Source organism: Flavobacterium aerium (genome assembly GCF_030766725.1).
In the GTDB taxonomy this organism is placed as follows: Bacteria; Bacteroidota; Bacteroidia; order Flavobacteriales; family Flavobacteriaceae; genus Flavobacterium; species Flavobacterium aerium.
Map to the genome: position 1 here is coordinate 1 of NZ_JARQWR010000008.1, position 21195 is coordinate 21195.

The window sequence follows — 21195 nt, forward strand, 5'->3', positions numbered from 1 at the left end:
CGCAGGTTATACATTAGAAGAAGCTAATGTTGCTGCAGATGGTGAATACAAACTAGTATTAGCAAAAGATGGAGCTAAAGTAACAGCTCTCTTTACTGCGGCTGGAGAATTCATTAGAGAAGTATAAGAATAACTAGGTAAGATGAGTTATTGAAGAATGTAAATTCTTCATCAAAAAGGAGGTCGTGAGATCTCCTTTTTTGTGTTGTGTAATTATCGTATAAAATTTTCCTTAATGTGATGGTTTGTAAGATACTATTTACTTTAAAATGAGATTGTATTCTTAAAATAATTAGGGAAGAAGGTGTATTATAACAGTTATTAACATTTTTTATTAGTATTAAAATATAAATTTGTAAAATATACAATTTAGTGCCCTAAAAATGAGTTCAAAAATTTTAGTTATTGATGATGATACATCATTCTGTTTAATGCTTCAGACCTTTTTACAAAAAAAAGGGTTTGACGTTACGAATGCTTTTACTGCAAGAGATGCTGCTGAACTGGTAAAAAACCAAGTTTTTGATGTAGTCTTGACGGATATTAGATTGCCAGACAGCGATGGGTTAGAATTATTAAAAACCGTAAAGAAAAGCTCTTTTGAAACACAGGTCATTTTAATGACTGGATATACTGATATTAAGACTGCTGTTAATTCTATGAAATTAGGGGCTTTTGATTATGTTAGTAAACCAATCAATCCAGATGAAATCTTACATACGATTAATCTGGCATTAAAAAAGACTGTGGCAAGCAAAGAAGCACCATCAGAAAAAGAAAAGAAGCCACAGACAAGCTCGATTTCTTTTGTGAAAGGTGTAAGTAACCATTCAAATCAATTGCATGAGTATATCAATCTAGTTGCACCTACAAACATGTCTGTGTTAATCATCGGAGATAGTGGAACAGGTAAAGAGTATATTGCACATTCTATTCACGTACAAAGTAAGCGTAAAGACAAACCTTTTATCGCTGTAGATTGTGGGGCTATACCGAAAGAATTGGCTTCAAGTGAATTTTTTGGTCATATTAAAGGCTCTTTTACTGGAGCTATTAATGATAAGATTGGACATTTTGAAGCAGCAAATGGTGGAACATTATTTTTAGATGAAGTTGGGAATTTGTCTTATGAAGTGCAAGTACAATTATTACGTGCTTTACAAGAACGAAAAGTAAAACCAATAGGAAGCAATCAGGAAATAAAAGTTGATATCAGAGTTGTTGCGGCAACAAATGAAGATTTGTCTGAGGCAGTAAAACGTGGAGATTTTAGAGAAGATTTATACCATAGATTGAATGAATTTTGCATTCAAGTTCCTAAGTTATCAGAACGTAAAAATGACTTGATGATTTTTGCGAATCATTTCTTGGCTTTAGCAAATGATGACTTGGAAAAAGAGGTAGAAGGATTTAGTCCGGATGTAATTGACCTTTTCAAAAGCTATGATTGGCCGGGTAACTTACGTGAGATGAAGAATATTATCAAACGTTCGGTATTGTTAGCAAAATCAGCTTGGGTAACGATGGATGTATTACCTCAAGAAATGTTATTGCCGCCTGAAAAAGACAATAATTTTGCCTTATTCTCACAAGAAGATGAAGCTCTGGCTATCCGACAAGCATTAGAAAAAACAAACTACAATAAAACCAAAGCAGCAATACTATTGGATATTGACCGCAAAACGCTGTATAACAAATTGAAGTTATACAATATTGATCTCTAGTTTTAATTTTGAAATTAACGTGGTGCAATTGTCAATGATAGTATTGACATAAGCTTCTATTTCATTAGGGGTCAACTTTAATGTTTTGTCTTCAATTGGTTCAAGTAAAGTTACAATGCGACGAACTTCCATTTGCTTTAGCATTGGAATCATTTTGTGCGCGATACTAGACATTTCATTCGTATCATTTTTTACCTGAGCATCTTTTAATACTTTACAGTTTTCTTCTGTACTCGTAATGAAGGAGTCAATGATTAATTTCAATGAACTCGGATCATTTTGAGTAAATTGATTCAGACTTCTCAAGTTGTATAATTCTCCAGTATTAACCGTTTTTATGGTCGTATTAAAAACGATATCTTCTGTGTTGTTTTCGAATATGTTTTTTATCAACTGAAATAATTCAGGTAATAAGATAGGCTTAGGATGAAAAGCGGTAAAACCACGTTTCGTGAAATCTTCAAGACTTAGGTCCCTTTTTCCTGAAAGAGCAATTACTGGAATGTTAGATATCGATTCATGGCTATTTCGGATTTGCTGTACTAATTCAAAGCCGTCAATTTTAGGCATTTGAATATCACTAAGAACAAGATCAAAACGCTCCTTTTTAAGTATATTGATGACCTGTGACGCATGAACAGTCGTTTTTATTTGTACTGGGTAATTTGAGAAAATTTCTTGCATTAAAGCCAGTTGAATAGAGTCGTCGTCTACAATTAGAATCTTTTTGTCTTTTAAGAAGTCATATTTTTGTGTGAAGAAAGTTTGATTCTCTATAACATCTTCTTTTTTAGTATTCGATTTAACCAGGGGCAATGTGATGGTGAAAATTGATCCTTGACCTTCTTCACTTTCTACAGCGATGCTACCATCAAGTAATTCAAGAATTCTTTTGGCAATTGTTAAGCCTAAACCAGTACCACCAAATTTTTTCTCAATCCCAGAATGCGCTTGGGTAAATTCTTTGAAAATTAATTGTTGTTGGCTTTTTGGGATACCAATTCCTGTATCTACCACTTGTATCTGGATAGTGGGTTGATCCCTATGATTTTCAATAGTAGCTCTAATAGTAACACTTCCTTCTTGTGTAAACTTAATAGAGTTCGTGATTAAATTCGTTAAAACCTGTTTAATACGATAAGGATCAGAAATGTAATTTTGATCTAAATTTTGATCGATGACCCATTTCAATTGAATGTTTTTATTGGTAGCATTCGGTTCAAGTGGTTCACAAGTATTCGCAATGAGTTCCTTAAAATTAAAACTTATACGGTCAATTTTAATCTTGTCATTTTCTAATTTAGAAAAATCAATCAAATCATTTACTAGTTTCAGTATATAATGAGAAGAATGCTTGATATTTTCTAGATATTGTTTCTGTTTGGTGCCTAAATCGGTATTGCGAAGTAAATCGGAAAAACCAATAACACTTCCCAGTGGTGTTTGTATATCATGAGTAACTGTAGCGAGCAACATGGTTTTACTACGCAGAAGGTCTTCTTTTTCGGCGTTCAAATTTTCCAGTTGCATTCTGTATTTCTGACTTTTCGATAAATCCCGAATAATGATTGAAGAAAATATGATTAGTAAAAATAAAGTTACTGCACCAATCCACGCAATGGTTTGCGTAGTGTTTTCAATGGCTATTTTAGATTCATTGATTTTGACATAGGATTTCTGGAGAATTTCTTTTTCTATAGAAGTTAGGATTATCCTCAGTTGATCAGATATGACTCGGTTTTCATCGAGAAGTTTTTGTTCTCTTTTATAGCCCTCACTTTTCAGTTGGTTGTCTTTTATGAGCAAATCGGTTAATATTTTTTCAAAAGCAAAGGTGAGTGAGTCATTGGATACAGGTAATCGACTTAAGGAATCTAATTGTTTTGGAGATAATACTTCGGTTAGGAATTGTCTAATCTGAGTATCATTTTTAAACTGAATAGGTTTTACATTTTTAACCAATGAATCTTTTACATGGTATATTTTGCCAATGGCGCGATCAAAAGTAGTTTTCTGATTGTATAGATTACGGAAACGGATAATTTCGGTAATACTTTTCTTTTTCTTTTTTAAGAGGAATTGAATGGAATCGTACTTAGAAAGCTGGTCAGTTTCTGCGCTGATCTTAATGGTTTCTATTTCGGAATTTACACTGTCAATTAAACTATTGTAGGCTTTAAGATCTTTGATTGAACCAGTAAGAATAGAGGTTCGACCAACAGACTTGGAAGCATATAGATTTGCAATTGCATTACTAATCTGAATGATTTTTTTGTTATCACTATCTACATCTTGACGTGGGGCAGCAATTTTTAAAATTTCGGTATAAACGAACCAAACGGAAACCGTTGCAATGACAAAGACAAGTAAGTAACCTATGATTACTTTAAATTTTAATGATTTTTGTTTTTCACTCATAACTAGAACTAACGCGCATAAACTATTAGAATTGTAAATTTAACGCAAAAAAAATGTCCAACATAGTTGTTGGACATTTTATAAAGATATTTTTAACGAATACTATTCGCTCAAGATACTTCTAGAAATTACAATTTTCTGAATTTCTGAAGTTCCTTCATATATTTGAGTGATTTTTGCATCACGCATCATTCTTTCTACGTGGTATTCTCTAACATAACCATTACCACCATGAATTTGAACTGCTTCAACTGTAGTGTCCATTGCAACTTTAGAAGCATACAATTTAGCCATAGCACCACTTAAATCATAGTTATTGTGGTTGTCTTTGTCCCAAGCAGCCTTCATGCATAAGTGACGAGCAGCTTCGATTTCAACAGCCATATCAGCCAATTTGAATGCAATTGCTTGATGATTACAGATTTCAGTTCCAAAAGCTTTACGCTCTTTAGAATATTTCAATGCCAATTCGTATGCACCAGAAGCAATACCTAACGCTTGAGAAGCAATTCCGATTCTACCACCCGCTAATGTTTTCATTGCGAATTTGAAACCAAAACCATCTTCACCGATACGGTTTTCTTTAGGAACTTTTACGTCATTGAACATTAATGAATGTGTATCAGAACCTCTGATTCCCATTTTTTGTTCTTTAGGACCAATTTCAAAACCAGGCATACCTTTTTCAAGGATTAATGCATTGATTCCTTTGTGTCTTTTTTCCGTGTCAGTTTGAGCAATTACAATATAGAACTCAGCAGTATTACCATTTGTAATCCAGTTTTTAGTACCGTTTACTAAGTAATGATCACCTTTGTCGATTGCAGTTGTTTTTTGAGAAGTAGCATCACTACCAGCCTCAGGCTCAGAAAGACAGAAAGCACCAATGATTTGACCGGAAGCCAAACGTGGTAAATATTTTTGTTTTTGCTCTTCGCTACCAAATGTTTGTAATCCCCAACATACAAGTGAGTTATTTACAGACATTACTACAGAAGCAGAAGCATCAACTTTTGAGATTTCTTCCATGGCAAGAACATAAGAAATAGTGTCTAATCCGCTACCACCATATTCTGGAGAAACCATCATTCCCATAAATCCAAGCTCGCCCATTTTTTTGATTTGCTCAGCAGGAAAAATTTGTTTTTCATCTCTTTCAATGACACCTGGTAATAATTCGTTTTGTGCAAAATCTCTCGCGGCATTACGAATCATCAAATGTTCTTCGGTAAGTTTAAAATCCATAATATTTTAATAATGATATTTAAAATTTGTTTCAAAAAGGTCTCAAATATACTCCATAAATATGATATTGTCAAGAATGATTGTTAATTTTAGGGCATGAAAAAAGAAAGCTACAACGTTATCGGAGTGATGTCGGGAACTTCATTGGATGGAGTGGATTTAGCTCGAATAATTTTCACGAAAGAAGAGGAGCAATGGAGCTTTAAACTCTTTGAAAGTGAAACGATTTCGTATACTGAAGACTGGGTTTTAAGATTACAATCGGCAATACATTATAAGGAAGAACAACTGCAAGAACTGAATGAAGAATATACTCAATTATTAGGTACAATTATTCATGATTTCATTAATCGATATAGACTAAAAGATATAGATTTAGTTTGTTCACATGGGCATACTATTTTACATCAACCAGATAAAGGATTGACCTTGCAGATTGGTAATTTACCACTATTATCTACTTTAGTAAAAGAGAATATTGTTTGTGATTTCAGGATTCAAGATGTAGCAATGGGAGGACAGGGAGCACCATTGGTCCCTATTGGAGATCGATTGTTGTTTTCAAACTATGACTACTGTTTGAACTTGGGTGGTTTTTCGAATGTTTCATTTGAAGAAAATGGAAATAGAATTGCATTTGATATTTCTCCCGTCAATACGATTTTGAATTTTTATGCGAAACAACTTGGCTTTGAATATGATAATAAAGGAAAGATTGCCCGTGGAGGAAAATTGAATGAAGACTTGCTAAATGAATTAAATGATTTAGAGTTTTATGCAAAACAATATCCGAAATCTTTGGGATATGAATTTGTGAATGATACCGTATTGCCAATCATGGAAGACTTTGTACTCTCAATCGAAGATAAGCTCCATACTTTTGTCGAACATATTGCTCAGCAAATTGCCTTGGCTTTATCTCAAAAAGATTCACAATTGTTGATTACTGGAGGTGGTGCATATAATGATTATTTGATTGAGCGCATCCAATATTATTTACCAGCAATGAAAATCGTAATCCCAGATTCTAAAACAATAGAATATAAAGAAGCGCTAATTTTTGGTTTATTGGGTGTTTTGAAGGTTCGAAATGAAGTAAATGTATTGTCCAGTGTTACTGGTGCAAAAAAAGATCATAGTTCAGGAATCCTATTTCTGAAATCAAGTTAAAATACTGAAAATTAAGGATGTTGAGGATTTATCATATTATCGATAAATAAGCTAAGAAAATACGAACGTAACAGACAGATATTTTTATATTTGTGTAATTTTAAAAATAATGCAAAAATCATGAAGGATTTATTAAAGAAATTTGAAAATAAAGAACCAGAAGTAGTATTTAATTGGAAAGATTCAGAGACTGAAGCTGAAGGATGGACTGTTATTAATTCTTTAAGAGGTGGAGCTGCCGGTGGTGGTACACGTATGAGAAAAGGATTGGATATGAATGAAGTACTTTCGTTAGCAAAAACAATGGAAGTAAAATTCTCTGTATCAGGCCCAGCCATTGGAGGAGCAAAATCAGGAATTAATTTTGATCCAAATGATCCAAGAAAAAAAGGAGTATTACAAAGATGGTATAAAGCAGTTTCTCCTTTATTGAAAAGCTATTATGGAACAGGTGGTGATTTGAATGTAGATGAAATCCATGAAGTAATTCCAATGACGGAAGAGTGCGGTGTTTGGCATCCACAAGAGGGTGTGTTCAACGGACATTTCAAACCAACTGAAGCAGACAAAATTAATAGAATTGGTCAATTGCGTCAAGGTGTAGTGAAAGTGATTGAAAATCCATCATTCTCTCCAGACGTAAACAGAAAATATACAATTGCCGATATGATTACAGGATATGGTGTAGCGCAAGCGGTACGTCATTATTACGATGTGTATGGTGGGTCAGTAATTGGAAAAAGAGCAATCGTTCAAGGATTTGGAAATGTAGGGTCAGCAGCAGCATTTTATTTGGCTGATATGGGTGCAAAAGTAGTTGGTATCATCGATAGAGATGGTGGAATTATCAATGAAGAAGGATTCTCATTTGAACAAATCAAAAATTTATTCCTGAATAAAGATGGAAATAAATTGGTTGCAGATAACATGATGTCATTTGAGGAAATCAATGAAAAAATCTGGAAGATTAAAGCCGAAATTTTCACTCCATGTGCTGCATCAAGATTAGTAACGAAAGATCAAGTTGACAATATGATTGCTTCAGGATTAGAAGTAATTTCATGTGGAGCGAATGTGCCATTTGCAGATAAAGAAATATTCTTTGGACCTATCATGGAAGCGACAGATCAAAAGATAAGTTTAATTCCAGACTTTATTTCAAACTGTGGTATGGCAAGAGTATTTGCTTATTTCATGGAGAAAAAAGTACAAATGACCGATGAGGCTATCTTTAGTGATACTTCAGAAATTATTAAAAATGCAATCGTTAAAGCAAATGCATTAAACAGTTCTAAAACGAACATTAGTGCTACAGCTTTTGAAATCGCATTAAAACAATTAGTATAAAAAACGAACCAATACCTTTCTGTAAAGAATTACAATTTCTTTGTAGGTATTACGTTATTAGCTAGATAAGAGTCAATTTTCAGTTATTGTATTTCATGAAGTTTAAGAATAAGCTTTAGATAATGAAGTATAGCAGCTGAAAATTGGCATTTATAATAGATTTAGCACCATTAAAAGTATAGGTTATAAAAATTGGTTTTATTTTTGCAGCAGAATCAAAGGAAAATAATCCAATTAGTGTAAATTGGCCGATAGAATTTAGAATATATGAAATATTTAGAAACAGAGCAGGAAAAAAAATCATTAACAGCAACGACAATATTTTTTGTAATACTGTTTTTGATCTTCTTTTATCTTAAATTCAATATTACAACTACGGTCCCTGAACTTGAAGGTGGCGGTGGCGGCGGAGAATTAGCCATTAATTTTGGGAATAGTGATTTAGGTTCTGGAAAAGAATTTGAATCGATAGATATTGTTCAACCTACTACAAAAGCAACGAAAGTAGCCGATGTTCAGGATGATGATATTGTAACTCAAGAAACTGAAGATGCACCAGTGATTGCTCAGGTTAAGAAAATTATCAAAAAAGAAGTTGAGAAAAAACCGATCATTAAAGAAGAACCAAAACCGAAGCCTTCTAAATCCACAACAGATGCTTTGTCCAGTATATTGAACAGCTCTAATGCAAAAAGTGGTGATGGTGATGACAATGTAGCCGGAAATAAAGGTAAGGCAAATGGTGATCCTAATGCACGTGGCTACAATGGAGGTGGCGGAAGCGGAACAGGAAGTGGCGGTGGAAACGGAAGTGGACAAGGATTAGGTACAGGTAGCGGATACGGTACAGGAAATGGAAGCGGAAGAGGAACCGGGAATGGAAGTTACCAACTTTCAGGGAGAAAGTTTCTTACAAAACCACAACCCCAATATACTTGTAATGAAGAAGGAACTGTAGTCGTTCAGATTTCAGTAAATAAAAGTGGTAAAGTTATTAGTGCAGAGCCAGGAATTAGAGGAACAACCAATGCAGCCAAATGCTTGTTAGATCAAGCGAAAATTGCAGCGATGAATACTGTAATTAATGCGAGTGCTGATGCACCCGATAAACAAGTAGGTAAGATTATCTATAACTTCAAATTGACAGATTAACTAATCGTTATTTCCGTTAGAAAATGAACTATCAAGAAACGCTGGATTGGATGTTTCATCAACTCCCAATGTATCAGCAACAAGGTGCTTCTGCCTATAAAGAAGATTTAACCAATACGATTTTACTTTCTAATTATTTAGGTAATCCTGAACGAGATTTGCGCTGCATACATGTTGCAGGAACAAATGGGAAAGGATCTACCTCACACATGCTAGCATCTATTCTACAGGAAGCAGGATATAAAGTTGGATTGTATACTTCACCACACTTAAAAGATTACAGAGAGCGAATTAAAATAAACGGTAAAGAAATATCGGAAGATTTTGTTACCGACTTTATGAATCTACACCGTTCCTTTTTTGAAGAAAATCAATTGAGTTTTTTCGAAATGACAGTGGGTTTAGCTTTCGATTATTTTAAGAAAGAGCAGGTAGATATTGCCGTTATTGAAGTAGGTATGGGTGGAAGATTAGACTCTACTAATATTATTACACCTTTGATTTCTGTAATAACTAATATTGGATTGGATCATACCCAATTCCTAGGAAATACACTGGAAGCAATTGCAGGGGAAAAGGCAGGAATTATCAAGCCAAATATTCCAGTAGTTATTGGAGAATATACGGTGGAAACAAAACCGATATTTAGTGCGAAAGCAGAAGCTTGTAATGCACCTATTTATTTTGCTTCCGATCTTGTTCATGAAACATATCCTTCAGCATTATTAGGAGATTATCAAATACACAATAAGAAAACGGTTCTGGAGACCATCACTGTTTTACAAAAGGAGAGATTAATTGAGGTTACGGAAGATAATTGCAAGAAAGGCTTATTAAATGTTATCACAAATACGGGATTACAAGGAAGATGGCAACAAATTCAAGAAGCGCCAAAAGTAATTTGTGATACCGCCCATAATAAACATGGCCTTGTCATTACCTTAAATCAGGTAATGAAGGAACAATTTGATACCTTACATATCGTTTTAGGCGTAGTCAATGATAAAAATTTAGAGGAAGTATTGCCTTTATTTCCAAAAAAGGCAAAATATTATTTCTGTAAACCGAATGTCCCAAGAGGATTATCCGAAGCGATTTTGCAACAAAAAGGAGAAGAGTTTAATTTGATTGGAGATATATATAATTCTGTTTCAGAAGCTTATGCTGGTGCGTTGCGAAATGCAGCAAAGACAGACTTTGTGTATGTAGGTGGCAGTACATTTGTTGTAGCAGAAATTTTATAATTTTTTTGATTTTATGCTTGCAAATATCAAAAAGTGTGCTATCTTTGCCATCGCAATCAGGTAATGATTTATCGGGCGATTAGCTCAGTTGGTTCAGAGCATCTGGTTTACACCCAGAGGGTCAGGGGTTCGAATCCCTTATCGCCCACAAACAAAGCTTCACTAGAAATAGTGGAGCTTTTTCATTTTATGTACCTATGGAATATTACACGTATATAATTTATAGTAAAACGAAAAAAATATTAAATTTGGCTTTAGTTTTTTTTTGTTCATTTAGCAATGCTCAAGACCTACAAGCTATTTCTAAAAAACTTGGAGTAGATAAGCTTACAAAAATAGAGCAAACAACTTTTTATATTTCAAAGAAACAAGATTTATCAGGATTAGTAGACGAAAATTTTCAACCTGTTTTTCCACCAATATTTACTTACTACGAATTTTATTCTGGAACTAATTTTATAAAATTAAAATCTATAGATGAAAAATACACTTTATATGATTTAATAAACAAAAAGAAACTACAGGAAGGCAAACAATGGATTTCGCCATTTCATCCTTTAAAGCTGCATGATAGAATTGTAAATTTTTATTATCTAAGAAATGATGAAAGTGAAGACAATCTCCTTTACAATGAAAATAATGATTTAATTAAAAATTTAAAAAGATATTCGATTTCAGTTCTAGGAGGAGAAAACTATGGTGTTTTAATACTTGAAAATTCAGGCCGTAATAATTTGATAGTAATTGATGAAAAAGGAAAAGAAATTTTCTCCTATCCTTATATATATCAACCCTATAAAGAGAAGGATCTTTTTATAGTAAAAAGTGAGAAATCAAATAAATATGGCATTTTAAATCATTTAGGTGAAAAGATAAAGGAAATAGAATTTGATAATATTTTTTTAAAACAAGACATTATTGTTATGAAAAAAAACAATGTTTACATTGTATCCGATTTAAATTTTAATCCAAAATTTAAAATTCCTGATGTACAAGAAATTGATTTTATTTCAGACGATTTAATTTTAATAAAAATCAGTGATGATAACTGGAAGTTAATTACAAAAGATGGAAAAACTAACTTTCAAATAACTGCAAAAAAGATAGAGTATTTCAAAAATGATAAGCTAAAAGTGATTAATGACTTAGAGACTTACTATGTAGATTTACAGGGTAATAGAATACAATAAATAGGTTTAAATTTTTTTAATCAATCGAAATTTTCTTCAAATCCTGTAAAAAATGTTTCGTAAGGACCACAAACAAAGCTCCACTAGAAATAGTGGAGCTTTGTTGTTTTATGTACCTATGGAATATTACATGTATATAATTTATAGTAAAACGAAAAATAGATATTACATTGGGTCTACCGCTAATCTAGTGGAAAGATTAGTTAAGCATAATCAAAACCATAAAGGATTCACCGGAATCAATTCAGACTGGGAGTTGGTCTATTCAGGGAATTATGGAACAAAAGAAGAAGCCTATTAGCGTGAACTACAGATTAAGAAATGGAAAAGTCGAAAGATGATTGAAAAACTTATAAGCGATTTATCTTAATGATTCAGAGCATCCCGATTTCACATGGGAAGGGTTAGGGGTTCGAATCCCTTATCGCCCACTGTGAGGGATAACAGAAATGTTATCCCACTTTTTTTGACATACAAGATATCCCTTTTTCTCCATTTTGAGGATCAGTTGCAAAAGTTCCTCCAAGACAGGGGCTCCTAAATCCCAAGCCAACTATCTATTATAGAAATTCTCCTTATCTTAAATTATTTTCTTACAACTTATTGATTGTTTATTTTGCGTAAGCTTCATCCCAGTAACTTTTCCTTTTTTGTCTACGATAAAATCAAACTCCGCATTATTTTTTCTGGCATAGAATTTATTTTCTCCTTTTCGCTCCAACAAAACTTTTTGGCCGTCTTTTCCATCTTCGTGCATACTTACAAAAAGATAATTGTTTGCCGCTTCACTTATCTGGAATGTTCCCACATTAATAAGCCCGATCAATTTTGCTTTGTATACTCCACTATAAATTTTAGTCACAGTTGCACTTCTACTTTTATAAATTGTAAAATCTGGATTTTGATAGGTTCTATTGAAATACTTAGAGGCTACGCCCAGCACAATTTCATTGAGCGTTATATTGCCGCCATTTGAAAGTATTGAAATAGACAATCTGTCATTTGGAAAATAAGCAGTAAATGAATGAAATTCATCAATGTTGCCAGAATGCCCGTAACCTGTCTTATCATAAAATGGAGTCATGAACAACCCATACCCAATTGATTTCTGATTGATTTTTCCCATTTGCGCCAATGAATTTTCGGAAACCAATTTTCCTTTTAAAAGCCCATCCATTAATTTTGATAAATCTTCAGTAGTGGAAACCACTGCGCCTGCGGCAAATGTAAAACTCGGATGTGTCTCCGTTTCCTTAGTCCATTTTTCTCCATCAAACGAATAAGAGGCATTCCTTTTCGAGTATTCTTTTTCATCGGTTTCGCAATACGTGTTCTGCAGTCCAATTTTATTTGCAATTCTTACATTTAAATTTTCTGAGTAGGGTATACCGGTGATATCTTCTATAATATAGCCCAAGAGCAAATAGTTGGAGTTGCTGTAAGTGCAATCTTCTCCGGGTTTAAAATCTGGCTTGCCTTGCGTAATTAAGTCTAGCATTTGTTTTTTGGAAAATTTTTTCTGCTTGGAAACATAATAATCATCCCATTCCAGGTAATTGTAAATCCCGCTTGTATGACTTAAAAGATTGCCTACAGTAATTTTATCAGCATTTTTAATATCAGGATAATATTGATTAAGCTTTGTATTCAGCGTTAATTTACCTTCTTCTATAAGCTGAAAAGTGATAATTGCCGTAAAAATCTTTGTGATAGAACCAACCCTGTATTTATCAGAATGATCTGCAAATTTATTGAATTCTCCTTTATAGACAGTTTCCCCATTTTTTTGAAGCAGGACACTTCCTGAAAAAGCATTGTTTTGTTGGAATGAACTCATCAGGCTGTCTATGGATTTTGCATAATCTGGATTTTGCGCAGACATAAAACTAAAGACGCTGAGTGCAAGTGTAAGAAAGATTTTTTTCATTTTTTAAATATTTATTTGATACAAATAAAGTGATGCCCTGCACGGTTTTTTATTTTTTTTGACCAATGGCACTGAAACTTGGACATAAAACTTTTATGCGATTTAAGTACTGCTTGTCTATAAAAAACGGCTGTTGGTGTAAAAACCTGCAGGCTACAGCAGAAAATATTTAACTTTACACTTTTACAGAAGCACTAATGAATTCAATGAATAGACTTAATTTTTCTAGGCTCACGCTAAATGTTGTTTTTGTGGGTTTTATAGTATCTGCCAGTGTAAACAATAACGTTAAAAATTTACCCTTGGGCTTTATTCTGCTATACAACATAATGCTTTTTGTACCTGCATGGATCAATAGTTTGTGGCTGCTCCCAAATTTTCGGCTCCATAAGAGTATCATACGCTATACGGTTGATGCAGTTGCACTTTTTTTAATTTCTGTAATCATTTCCGGACAGTATTTGAAATGGCTATATCATCACTTTGATAAAAGTGAATTGAGTGATTTTACAGCATTGGCAGTAACATCCTCCAGTCCGCAATTATTAGAAGAACATCAGCATTACTTTGATGCCTTCCCTGGAATTATCCTGGTAATGTCTGCTATGGCAATCGGTTATGTGCTGCAAGAATATTTATTGAAAATTAAAAAAGAAGAATCTATAAAAGCGCAGCAAAACATTGCAGAGCTTGTTTTGCTGAAATCTCAGATCAGCCCGCATTTTCTTTTTAACGTCCTGAATAGCCTTTATGCCTTATCGCTTAAAACATCTGAAAAAACGCCGGATGTTATTTTAAAGCTTTCCGATATATTGCGATATTCGTTATACGAAACACAAGAAAAAGAAATTTCCATTATCAAAGAAATACATATTCTAAATACATACATTGATATTGAACGATTGAGAATGCCTTCAAACGCAAGCATTTCCTTTCATTACGACGAAGTAAAGGATTCGATTAAAATTGCGCCGATGCTTTTATTGCCACTGGTAGAAAATGCTTTTAAGCACGGAACCGATTCTACTATTGGTGTTTCTTATATTGAGGCTAATTTAAACTGTGATGGCAAAAGGCTATTATTTGAGTGTAAGAACAGTTTTAAAGAACAGGCAACTAAAGATATTGGCGGAATTGGCATTGAAAACATACGCAAACGACTGCAATTGCTTTATCCTACAAAGCATATATTGAAAATAAAAAAAAATAAAGATACCTTTAGTGTTACTCTTGAAATAAAATTCTAACGAATGATGAGAATAAGATGTTTAGTTGTAGATGATGAAAAACTGGCCCAAGAAGTATTAGTTCACCATATTTCAAAATTTGATATTTTGCAGTTGGAAGGTATCTGCAATAATGTTTTTGAGTTGATAAGTTTTTTAAATAGAAATAAAGAAATCGATTTAATTTTTTTGGACATCAAGATGCCCGAAATAAGCGGAACCGATTTTGTTACAATGTTTAACAATCCTCCTGCAATTATCTATACAACGGCATACAGTAATTATGCTGTAGATGCTTTCAGTCAAAGTGCAGTAGATTATCTGTTGAAACCCATTTCTCTTGAACGATTTTCTAAAAGCGTACAAAAAGCAAGTCAATCTTTAAGACCTGTCCAACAAATTAGTTCAGTGCCAGCTGATAACAACAACTTCTTTTATGTAAAAAGTGATAAGCGCCTAATAAAAATTGACCCATCCGAATTGATTTACATAGAAGGCATGCGCAATTACATTTGCCTTTATACAGAAATAGAAAAAATAGTGGTCCACGGAACGCTGATTACAATTGAAGAAAACTTAAAGCACCTAAATTATATCTGCAGGGTACATAAATCTTTTTTTATCAACTTAAATAAAATTAATTATGTAGAGCAGCATACCATTATACTGGCCAATAAAAAATGTATTCCAATTGGACAAAGTTACCGCGACCAGGTCTATGAAAAAATTAGAATAGTGTGAGCTAGATTAAAAAGACGCTTATTATATTTTAATGTACTTACTAAAAACATATAGTCATCTTCATTTTATACATTCAAATTATACATTCAAAAAATGTCAAAATAGGCATTAGGTGTTCGATTCCAATCCCTGACAGCCCACAAATAAAGCTTCACTAGAAATAGTGGAGCTTTGTTTGTTAATATACTTTACAAATTGCTGAGCTTAATTTTTTTACCTTCTCAAAAAAAGCTAAATCTCAATTTATTAAAAAACATCAATCATAGTATTCTGTTTTTTGTGTAGTATTGTAAAGTTTTACGATATATTGTTTAACACGTATAGATTTATAAAGTGACGGGGATTTATAAATTAGGAGACAGTTTACTAAAAGCCATAAAGAAAACAAAATTAAATTATGCAACATAACAGACAACTATTATCAACTTTCATTTTTCTATTATTTCTGACAAATAATTTATTTGCTCAAACCGAGCAAATAAAACAAATTGACTCTTTGATGAAATGGTCAAACCAAATTGGCATTTTTAATGGAAATATACTTGTTTCGAAAAACAATAAAATAATATACAACGCTTCATTTGGATTTACTGATGCTACTAAAACGAATAGATTAACTACTGACTACAGATTTAATATTGGTTCAATTACAAAAGAATTCAGTGCGGTTGCTTTAATGCAATTGAAAGAAGAAGGTAAACTGAAACTGGACGATAAGCTTTCTAGATTTATTCCTGAATTACCAAAATGGGCAAATGAAGTCGCGATTGAAGATTTATTGCAATACACAAGTGGAATACCTAATGTGAATTGGAAAAGTATTAAAAATGACAAAGATCTTTTTGACGGTTTAATGCACATTGACACACTTGATTTTAAACCAGGGACAAATTACGATTATAACAATAATAATATTTTTTTAAGACAGTTCATTGTTGAACGATTAACAGGGATGAATTATAAAGCCTATACAGAAAAATTCATATTCAAACCTTGTAAAATGAATTCATCTGTTATGACACCTTTTGAAAATGAGGAAAATATAGCCAAAGGATTTAACATTGATTTAGTTCAAGACAAAAAAGATTTACCAATAACTGGAGGGATTTACCTCACAACTATTGATTTATTAAAATGGGTAAATTGTCTTCACAACAATAAAGTAATCAATAAAAAATCACTTTACGAAATAGGTCAACAATTTGATTTGCCAGAAACTCAATCAGCTTTGGGGAAAGCAAAGTTTAAAAACGAAAATTTGATTGAGCATTTACATGATGGAAGAGCTGGAAATTATGAGGCAATTTTAGTTTCAGATATTGATGAAAAGTTTACAATAATTCTATTAGACAATAATTATAAAGGAAAAGTTTTTGAGATTTCAGATAAGATCATAGCAATCTTGAAAAACGAAAAATATAGCTTTCCAAAAAATAATTAAGAAATAACGGATCGCCTAACAACCGTAGGTGCTATGCCGCGACAACGATTCGTCTAAGTCATAACGAAGAAACAAATGAACATCCAGACAGTTCGAACAATACTCTATGAACTTTCTATCTGAATTGATATTATTCAAATAACCTACTAAACGGATTTTGAAAAACACCACAGAATCTATGCTTTCCGGGCCTTCTTGTCCATAATGAAACCTAGTTGCTTTGTATAAAAATCGAAAATCAATTGCCTGAATCCAACAAACACAGATCTTACACGAGATTTGGATATTAGGCTTGATTTAAAGACGGTTTTGTACTTGGGAAATTTGTGTTTAATGGAAAAAACTCGCATCTTTAATCCCAAAATTCAAACTTCGTGTAGCGGCATGACGTTGGCTGCTATCATACTGCAGAAACAAAAAAGTAACAACCAAACCAAAATAAAATATATGAAAAGAATAACGTTAATTTTTGCTTTAACTTTTGGACTTATGGCATCTGGACAAACTCAGAAAACAAAAATTTTATTAATTGGAACTATCCATTTTGAAAACCCACATACAGATACATTTGAATTAAAAGTGGACGATTTTTTGAGTGCAAAGCGACAAAGTGAATTAGAAGACTTAACGAATGTTCTATCGAAAACAAAGGCGACTAAAGTAATGATTGAAAGACCAATTGAAAATCAACGTTCTAACGATAGCTTGTACAATTTATACTTGGCAGATTCTAATAAAATTACAGTTTCAGAAAGAGAACAAATTGGTTTTAGGTTAGCTAAAAAATTAAAATTAAATCAAGTAAACTGTATAGATAAATTTTATGGAATGACACATTATAGTTTAATGGCTGAGACCGCAAAAGAAAATGATCAACTTTATTTACTAAACGATTTAGGAGTCCATGCAAAAGCAATGATAAGTGATTTTGATAATAAATTGAAAAAAAATACAATAACAGAAGTTTTAAAATACATAAATAGACCTGAACAATTAAAAAGAAATTTATCAATTTACCTGAGTTTTATGGCAAAGGTTGGAGCAGGTAAAAATTTTGCAGGAGCAGAAGCTGTATCAGATTGGTATCTAAGAAATCTTGCTATTTATTCAAATATTATGAATCAAATTGAACCTTCGGACAAATATGTTGTTCTAATTTTTGGCCAAGGACACATTCCAATATTAAAGCATTTTTTAGAAAACAATGATAGCTTTGATGTTGTGGAACTTAAAAATGTATTAAAATAATAGCGGTCAACTGTTGGAGCTATTGCACAACTTCTAAAAAGAAATAAAGACTCAAAATCTATATAAAAGTAACCTCATTTTAAGCATTTAGAGCGAGGGTTACTTTTGCTTCAAAATTAGCGTCACGTTATACGTGATTTTTAAGCAACAGAAATAACTAATAAACATTTAAAATTACACAAGTAAATTATGCAAGAAGAAGTAAAAAAACATACTCAAAAAATTTACAAAGCTATGAAAGAACCAAAGCACACTTTTGCTGAAAAAATAAAAGAAGTGTCAATAGAAATATTCATAATCGTTTTTGCAGTAACACTCTCAATATGGTTACATAGTTGGAGTGAACATAGACATCAACAAAAAGAAGTTTCTGTTTTTCTAGGTAATTTAAAAAATGATTTGCAAAATGATATAAAAATTTTGGATGAGGAAAAAAAAGCATATGAAGATACAAATCGTGATTATGAAAAAATTTTAGGACTTACAACTCTTCAACTTGATAGTATACAAAAGTCTAATAAGGAAGTTTATTTTCCGATCTATTCACATGGACCAAAAATAAATATTGGTAATTATGAAGGCTTTAAATCTAGTGGTAAAATTGGCTACATTGAAAACGAAAAATTAAAACAGAAAATCTTAAATTATTACCAAATATTTGTTCCGTCAATTAACGAAGTAGACAGGGTTTACAATGATTATCTATTTAAGTGTTTTGACAAAATGATAGAAAATGCAGATAAATCAGAACAAAAACTATATTCAGATCCAAAATTTAAAAAGGCAATAAAATTTCTTATCAAAATTGGTAAAAATAATATAAGGGTTTATGGCCAAAATGTAAAACCACTGGCAAGTGAGCTTATCAAAGAAATTGAAAAAGAAGAGCATAAATAAAAAAGCGAACGCACAGCAACCGCAGTTGTTGCACAACTTCTAAAAAGAAATAAAGTTCCAGAGATCTATATAAAAGTAACCTCGTTTTAAGCATTTAAAGCGAGGTTTATTTTTGCTTCAAAATGGAATTACTAAAAATTACGCACCGTAAATGGGCTCTTTATCCCTTTTTAATTATCATTTAAATGGACTTTAAAACGAAACAAATCCGTTTGTCTATTCTTTTCACTCCTTTGTTTTAAAGGAACAGCACAAACGCTAACGAATGTCAAAACGTTGTTTTTTTGCCAATGTAATAGTCAGTTTACAGTTTTCTACATAAACAACATCGATCAAGTGACCGGGTTTAAAACCACTTTCTTCAAGCCATTTGCCACTCAGGACAACAATGGGAAGCCTAATGGCTCCACCATCTTTTTGGCCACCATATTTATTACATATTGTTAGCTTTCTGGTTTTTAATGATTTTTTATCCTTATTTTTCATGTTCATAATTTTTTAGATTCAATTACAAAACAAGACATTTACAAGCGTGTATAAAACATACGAAATTTGTATTTTACAGCGCAAAATATCGTTTTTTACAACTATTTTGCTACCTTTAACTTTATAGATTATATTAATTTTGAAACCATGACACACACAAGTAGCAACCACAAAATACACCAAGGTCGAAATATAAAACGTTTCCGGGAAATGCTAGGCATAAAGCAAGATGCACTTGCGTATGAACTTGGCGAAGATTGGAACCAACAAAAAATATCTCTCCTCGAACAAAAGGAAGCTATAGAAACCAGCATATTAAACCAAGTAGCACAAATACTGAAAATACCTGTAGAAGCGATAGAAAACTTTGATGAAGAACAAGCTGTGAATATTATTTCAAATACTTTTAACGACGGCTCTTTTTTAAATACAGGTCATACTCCAGTTTTCAATGTAAACCCAATCGACAAAATCATCGAACTTCACGAAGAGAAAATCGTCCTTTACGAGCGCATGCTTAAAGAAAAAGACGGAATGATGTTAAGATTAGAGAAGTTGATTCAAAACAAATAAACAGCATTACAATAGTATAGAAAAGCTTAACCTTTGGTTAGGCTTTTTTTGTGGATTAAAAAGTAATCGCAATTGTTGTGGAGTTAAACTCAGCTAGCAATTAGTTGTATTTGTGTTAATAAAATTTAGCTATTCGCTTATAATTTTTATTAATTTATGGAATACCGTAATTGTATTAACAAAACATTCAATATGTTTGTAAGTCTTATTTACGAAATGGGTCTATTGCGTTTTTTATTCAGTAGGCGCATGGAAAGTTTCGTGAAAAATGGAGTTGTGTATAATGCTAAAAAAAACTAACTTAGAATCTATGGGATTTGAATTATGGTATTCTGAAACTACGAAAATTTCAAGAAAAGGAACAACATTTAGTGAACTTCAAAATATTTTTATCAACAATATAACAACAAAGTTTATTTACGAACCTTTAGCTTGTTGCAAAGTTTCTGACAATGTCATCGAAGTTAAACGAACTTTGGATTTAAGAGACTTTGATACCCTCGGAGTAGTTGATGATTCTGAAAAAAAAATTGGGTATATAATTCATCAAGAGCTCCAAAATGGTAAAATTTTGCAATATGTAAGACCCTTTGAGACTGATATACTTATTTCAGATTCTACTCCAATTTGCGACTTGCTTGATATATTATCTGAAAAAGAATATGTTTATGTTTTAGATAAAAACTCAATCGAAGGTATTGTAACTCGAGCTGACATCAATAAACCAATTGTTAGAATTTATCTTTTTGGTATTATCTCGTTATTCGAGCTGCACTTAAATTATTGGATTAACAAAAACTATATTGAAAGTGAATGGGAGGCAATATTACCAAAAAAAAGAATAACTACAGCTCACGAAATTTACACGCAAAGAAAAGGAAACAATTCACAACTTACAATTTTGGAATGTATTCAAATCTGTGACAAAAAGTTTATATTAATGAAATGTATTACTTTTCTTAAAATCTTTCAATATTCAAAAAATAAGTTTAAAGACTTATTAGAAAATAGTGAAAATATAAGAAATGAATTAGCACATAGCCAGAGTTCAATTATTGCAAATTTAGATTGGAAGAAATTTGTTTTAACAATATCAGCAATAAAAGAATTTCTTGAGCAATCCGAAAAAAAAATAAAAACTTAAAAGCACTACACACAACAGCTGT

General features: G+C 32.2%; 18 protein-coding genes, 1 tRNA gene and 1 pseudogene. 15 read left to right on the forward strand and 5 right to left on the reverse strand.

The genetic code is table 11. The features are described 5' to 3' along the window. The first annotated feature begins 383 nt into the window (after positions 1 to 383). Positions 384 to 1724, forward strand: coding sequence for a sigma-54-dependent transcriptional regulator (locus P6733_RS11750; protein WP_306353095.1), 1341 nt, complete (start codon positions 384 to 386; stop codon positions 1722 to 1724). On the opposite strand, the gene P6733_RS11755 is transcribed toward P6733_RS11750, so the two are convergent. Both P6733_RS11755 and P6733_RS11760 read right to left on the reverse strand, forming a co-directional pair. Next, on the reverse strand, positions 1704 to 4142 hold the full coding sequence (locus P6733_RS11755; RefSeq protein ID WP_306353096.1) for an ATP-binding protein: 2439 nt from the start codon (positions 4140 to 4142) through the stop codon (positions 1704 to 1706). The two genes, P6733_RS11750 and P6733_RS11755, sit on opposite strands and share 21 nt — an antisense overlap. 102 nt (positions 4143 to 4244) lie before the next feature. Continuing rightward, the gene (locus tag P6733_RS11760) at positions 4245 to 5387 is read right to left on the reverse strand and encodes an acyl-CoA dehydrogenase (RefSeq protein WP_306353097.1); all 1143 of its coding nucleotides are present in this window, start codon (positions 5385 to 5387) and stop codon (positions 4245 to 4247) included. Positions 5388 to 5483: 96 nt separating this feature from the next. Between P6733_RS11760 and P6733_RS11765 the strand changes: the two genes are divergently transcribed. The 7 genes from P6733_RS11765 (at position 5484) to P6733_RS11795 (ending at position 11791) form a co-directional block, all read left to right on the forward strand. Continuing rightward, positions 5484 to 6557 (forward strand): anhydro-N-acetylmuramic acid kinase, encoded by a 1074-nt coding sequence (locus P6733_RS11765; RefSeq protein WP_306353098.1) that lies wholly within the window; start codon positions 5484 to 5486, stop codon positions 6555 to 6557. Positions 6558 to 6677: 120 nt separating this feature from the next. Beyond that, on the forward strand, positions 6678 to 7904 hold the full coding sequence (locus P6733_RS11770) for a Glu/Leu/Phe/Val dehydrogenase dimerization domain-containing protein (RefSeq protein WP_306353099.1): 1227 nt from the start codon (positions 6678 to 6680) through the stop codon (positions 7902 to 7904). A gap of 267 nt (positions 7905 to 8171) precedes the next feature. Next, the gene (locus tag P6733_RS11775; RefSeq protein ID WP_306353100.1) at positions 8172 to 9056 is read left to right on the forward strand and encodes an energy transducer TonB family protein; all 885 of its coding nucleotides are present in this window, start codon (positions 8172 to 8174) and stop codon (positions 9054 to 9056) included. A 23-nt stretch (positions 9057 to 9079) separates the two neighbouring features. Then, positions 9080 to 10300 (forward strand): bifunctional folylpolyglutamate synthase/dihydrofolate synthase, encoded by a 1221-nt coding sequence (locus P6733_RS11780; protein WP_306353101.1) that lies wholly within the window; start codon positions 9080 to 9082, stop codon positions 10298 to 10300. Positions 10301 to 10373: 73 nt separating this feature from the next. After that, positions 10374 to 10448, forward strand: a tRNA-Val gene (locus P6733_RS11785). A 100-nt stretch (positions 10449 to 10548) separates the two neighbouring features. Next, on the forward strand, positions 10549 to 11490 hold the full coding sequence (locus P6733_RS11790) for a hypothetical protein (protein WP_306353102.1): 942 nt from the start codon (positions 10549 to 10551) through the stop codon (positions 11488 to 11490). A 52-nt stretch (positions 11491 to 11542) separates the two neighbouring features. Continuing rightward, positions 11543 to 11791, forward strand: coding sequence for a GIY-YIG nuclease family protein (locus P6733_RS11795; RefSeq protein ID WP_306353103.1), 249 nt, complete (start codon positions 11543 to 11545; stop codon positions 11789 to 11791). Positions 11792 to 12070: 279 nt separating this feature from the next. Here the strand turns inward: P6733_RS11795 and P6733_RS11800 are convergent, their stop codons facing one another. After that, entirely contained in the window at positions 12071 to 13417 is a 1347-nt protein-coding gene (locus tag P6733_RS11800; RefSeq protein WP_306353104.1) for a serine hydrolase domain-containing protein, read from the reverse strand. 206 nt (positions 13418 to 13623) lie between these two features. Here P6733_RS11800 and P6733_RS11805 point away from each other — a divergent pair, with 206 nt between their 5' ends. The 3 genes from P6733_RS11805 (at position 13624) to P6733_RS11815 (ending at position 16825) form a co-directional block, all read left to right on the forward strand. Continuing rightward, complete coding sequence (locus P6733_RS11805; protein ID WP_306353105.1) at positions 13624 to 14664, forward strand: sensor histidine kinase; 1041 nt, start codon at positions 13624 to 13626, stop codon at positions 14662 to 14664. 3 nt (positions 14665 to 14667) lie between these two features. Continuing rightward, a complete protein-coding gene (locus tag P6733_RS11810) occupies positions 14668 to 15384 on the forward strand; it encodes a LytR/AlgR family response regulator transcription factor (RefSeq protein WP_306353106.1) in 717 nt (238 codons plus the stop codon). A 499-nt stretch (positions 15385 to 15883) separates the two neighbouring features. Further along, entirely contained in the window at positions 15884 to 16825 is a 942-nt protein-coding gene (locus P6733_RS11815; protein WP_306353107.1) for a serine hydrolase domain-containing protein, read from the forward strand. A gap of 27 nt (positions 16826 to 16852) precedes the next feature. Here P6733_RS11815 and P6733_RS11820 read toward each other — a convergent pair. Then, a pseudogene (locus P6733_RS11820) lies at positions 16853 to 17074 on the reverse strand (transposase); the annotation flags it as partial. Between the two features lie 84 nt (positions 17075 to 17158). On the opposite strand from P6733_RS11820, the gene P6733_RS11825 reads away from it, so the two are divergent. Next, positions 17159 to 18073, forward strand: a complete 915-nt coding sequence (locus P6733_RS11825; RefSeq protein WP_306353108.1) for a DUF5694 domain-containing protein — start codon at positions 17159 to 17161, stop codon at positions 18071 to 18073. Between the two features lie 189 nt (positions 18074 to 18262). Continuing rightward, complete coding sequence (locus P6733_RS11830) at positions 18263 to 18970, forward strand: DUF6090 family protein (RefSeq protein WP_306353109.1); 708 nt, start codon at positions 18263 to 18265, stop codon at positions 18968 to 18970. A gap of 258 nt (positions 18971 to 19228) precedes the next feature. On the opposite strand, the gene P6733_RS11835 is transcribed toward P6733_RS11830, so the two are convergent. Beyond that, positions 19229 to 19462: a SymE family type I addiction module toxin gene (locus P6733_RS11835; RefSeq protein WP_306353110.1), complete on the reverse strand. Its 234-nt coding sequence runs from the start codon at positions 19460 to 19462 to the stop codon at positions 19229 to 19231. 141 nt (positions 19463 to 19603) lie between these two features. Between P6733_RS11835 and P6733_RS11840 the strand changes: the two genes are divergently transcribed. Together P6733_RS11840 and P6733_RS11845 are read left to right on the forward strand one after the other, a co-directional pair. Continuing rightward, complete coding sequence (locus P6733_RS11840) at positions 19604 to 20029, forward strand: helix-turn-helix transcriptional regulator (RefSeq protein WP_306353279.1); 426 nt, start codon at positions 19604 to 19606, stop codon at positions 20027 to 20029. 310 nt (positions 20030 to 20339) lie between these two features. Then, positions 20340 to 21173 (forward strand): CBS domain-containing protein, encoded by an 834-nt coding sequence (locus P6733_RS11845; protein WP_306353111.1) that lies wholly within the window; start codon positions 20340 to 20342, stop codon positions 21171 to 21173. The last annotated feature ends 22 nt before the right edge of the window (positions 21174 to 21195 follow it).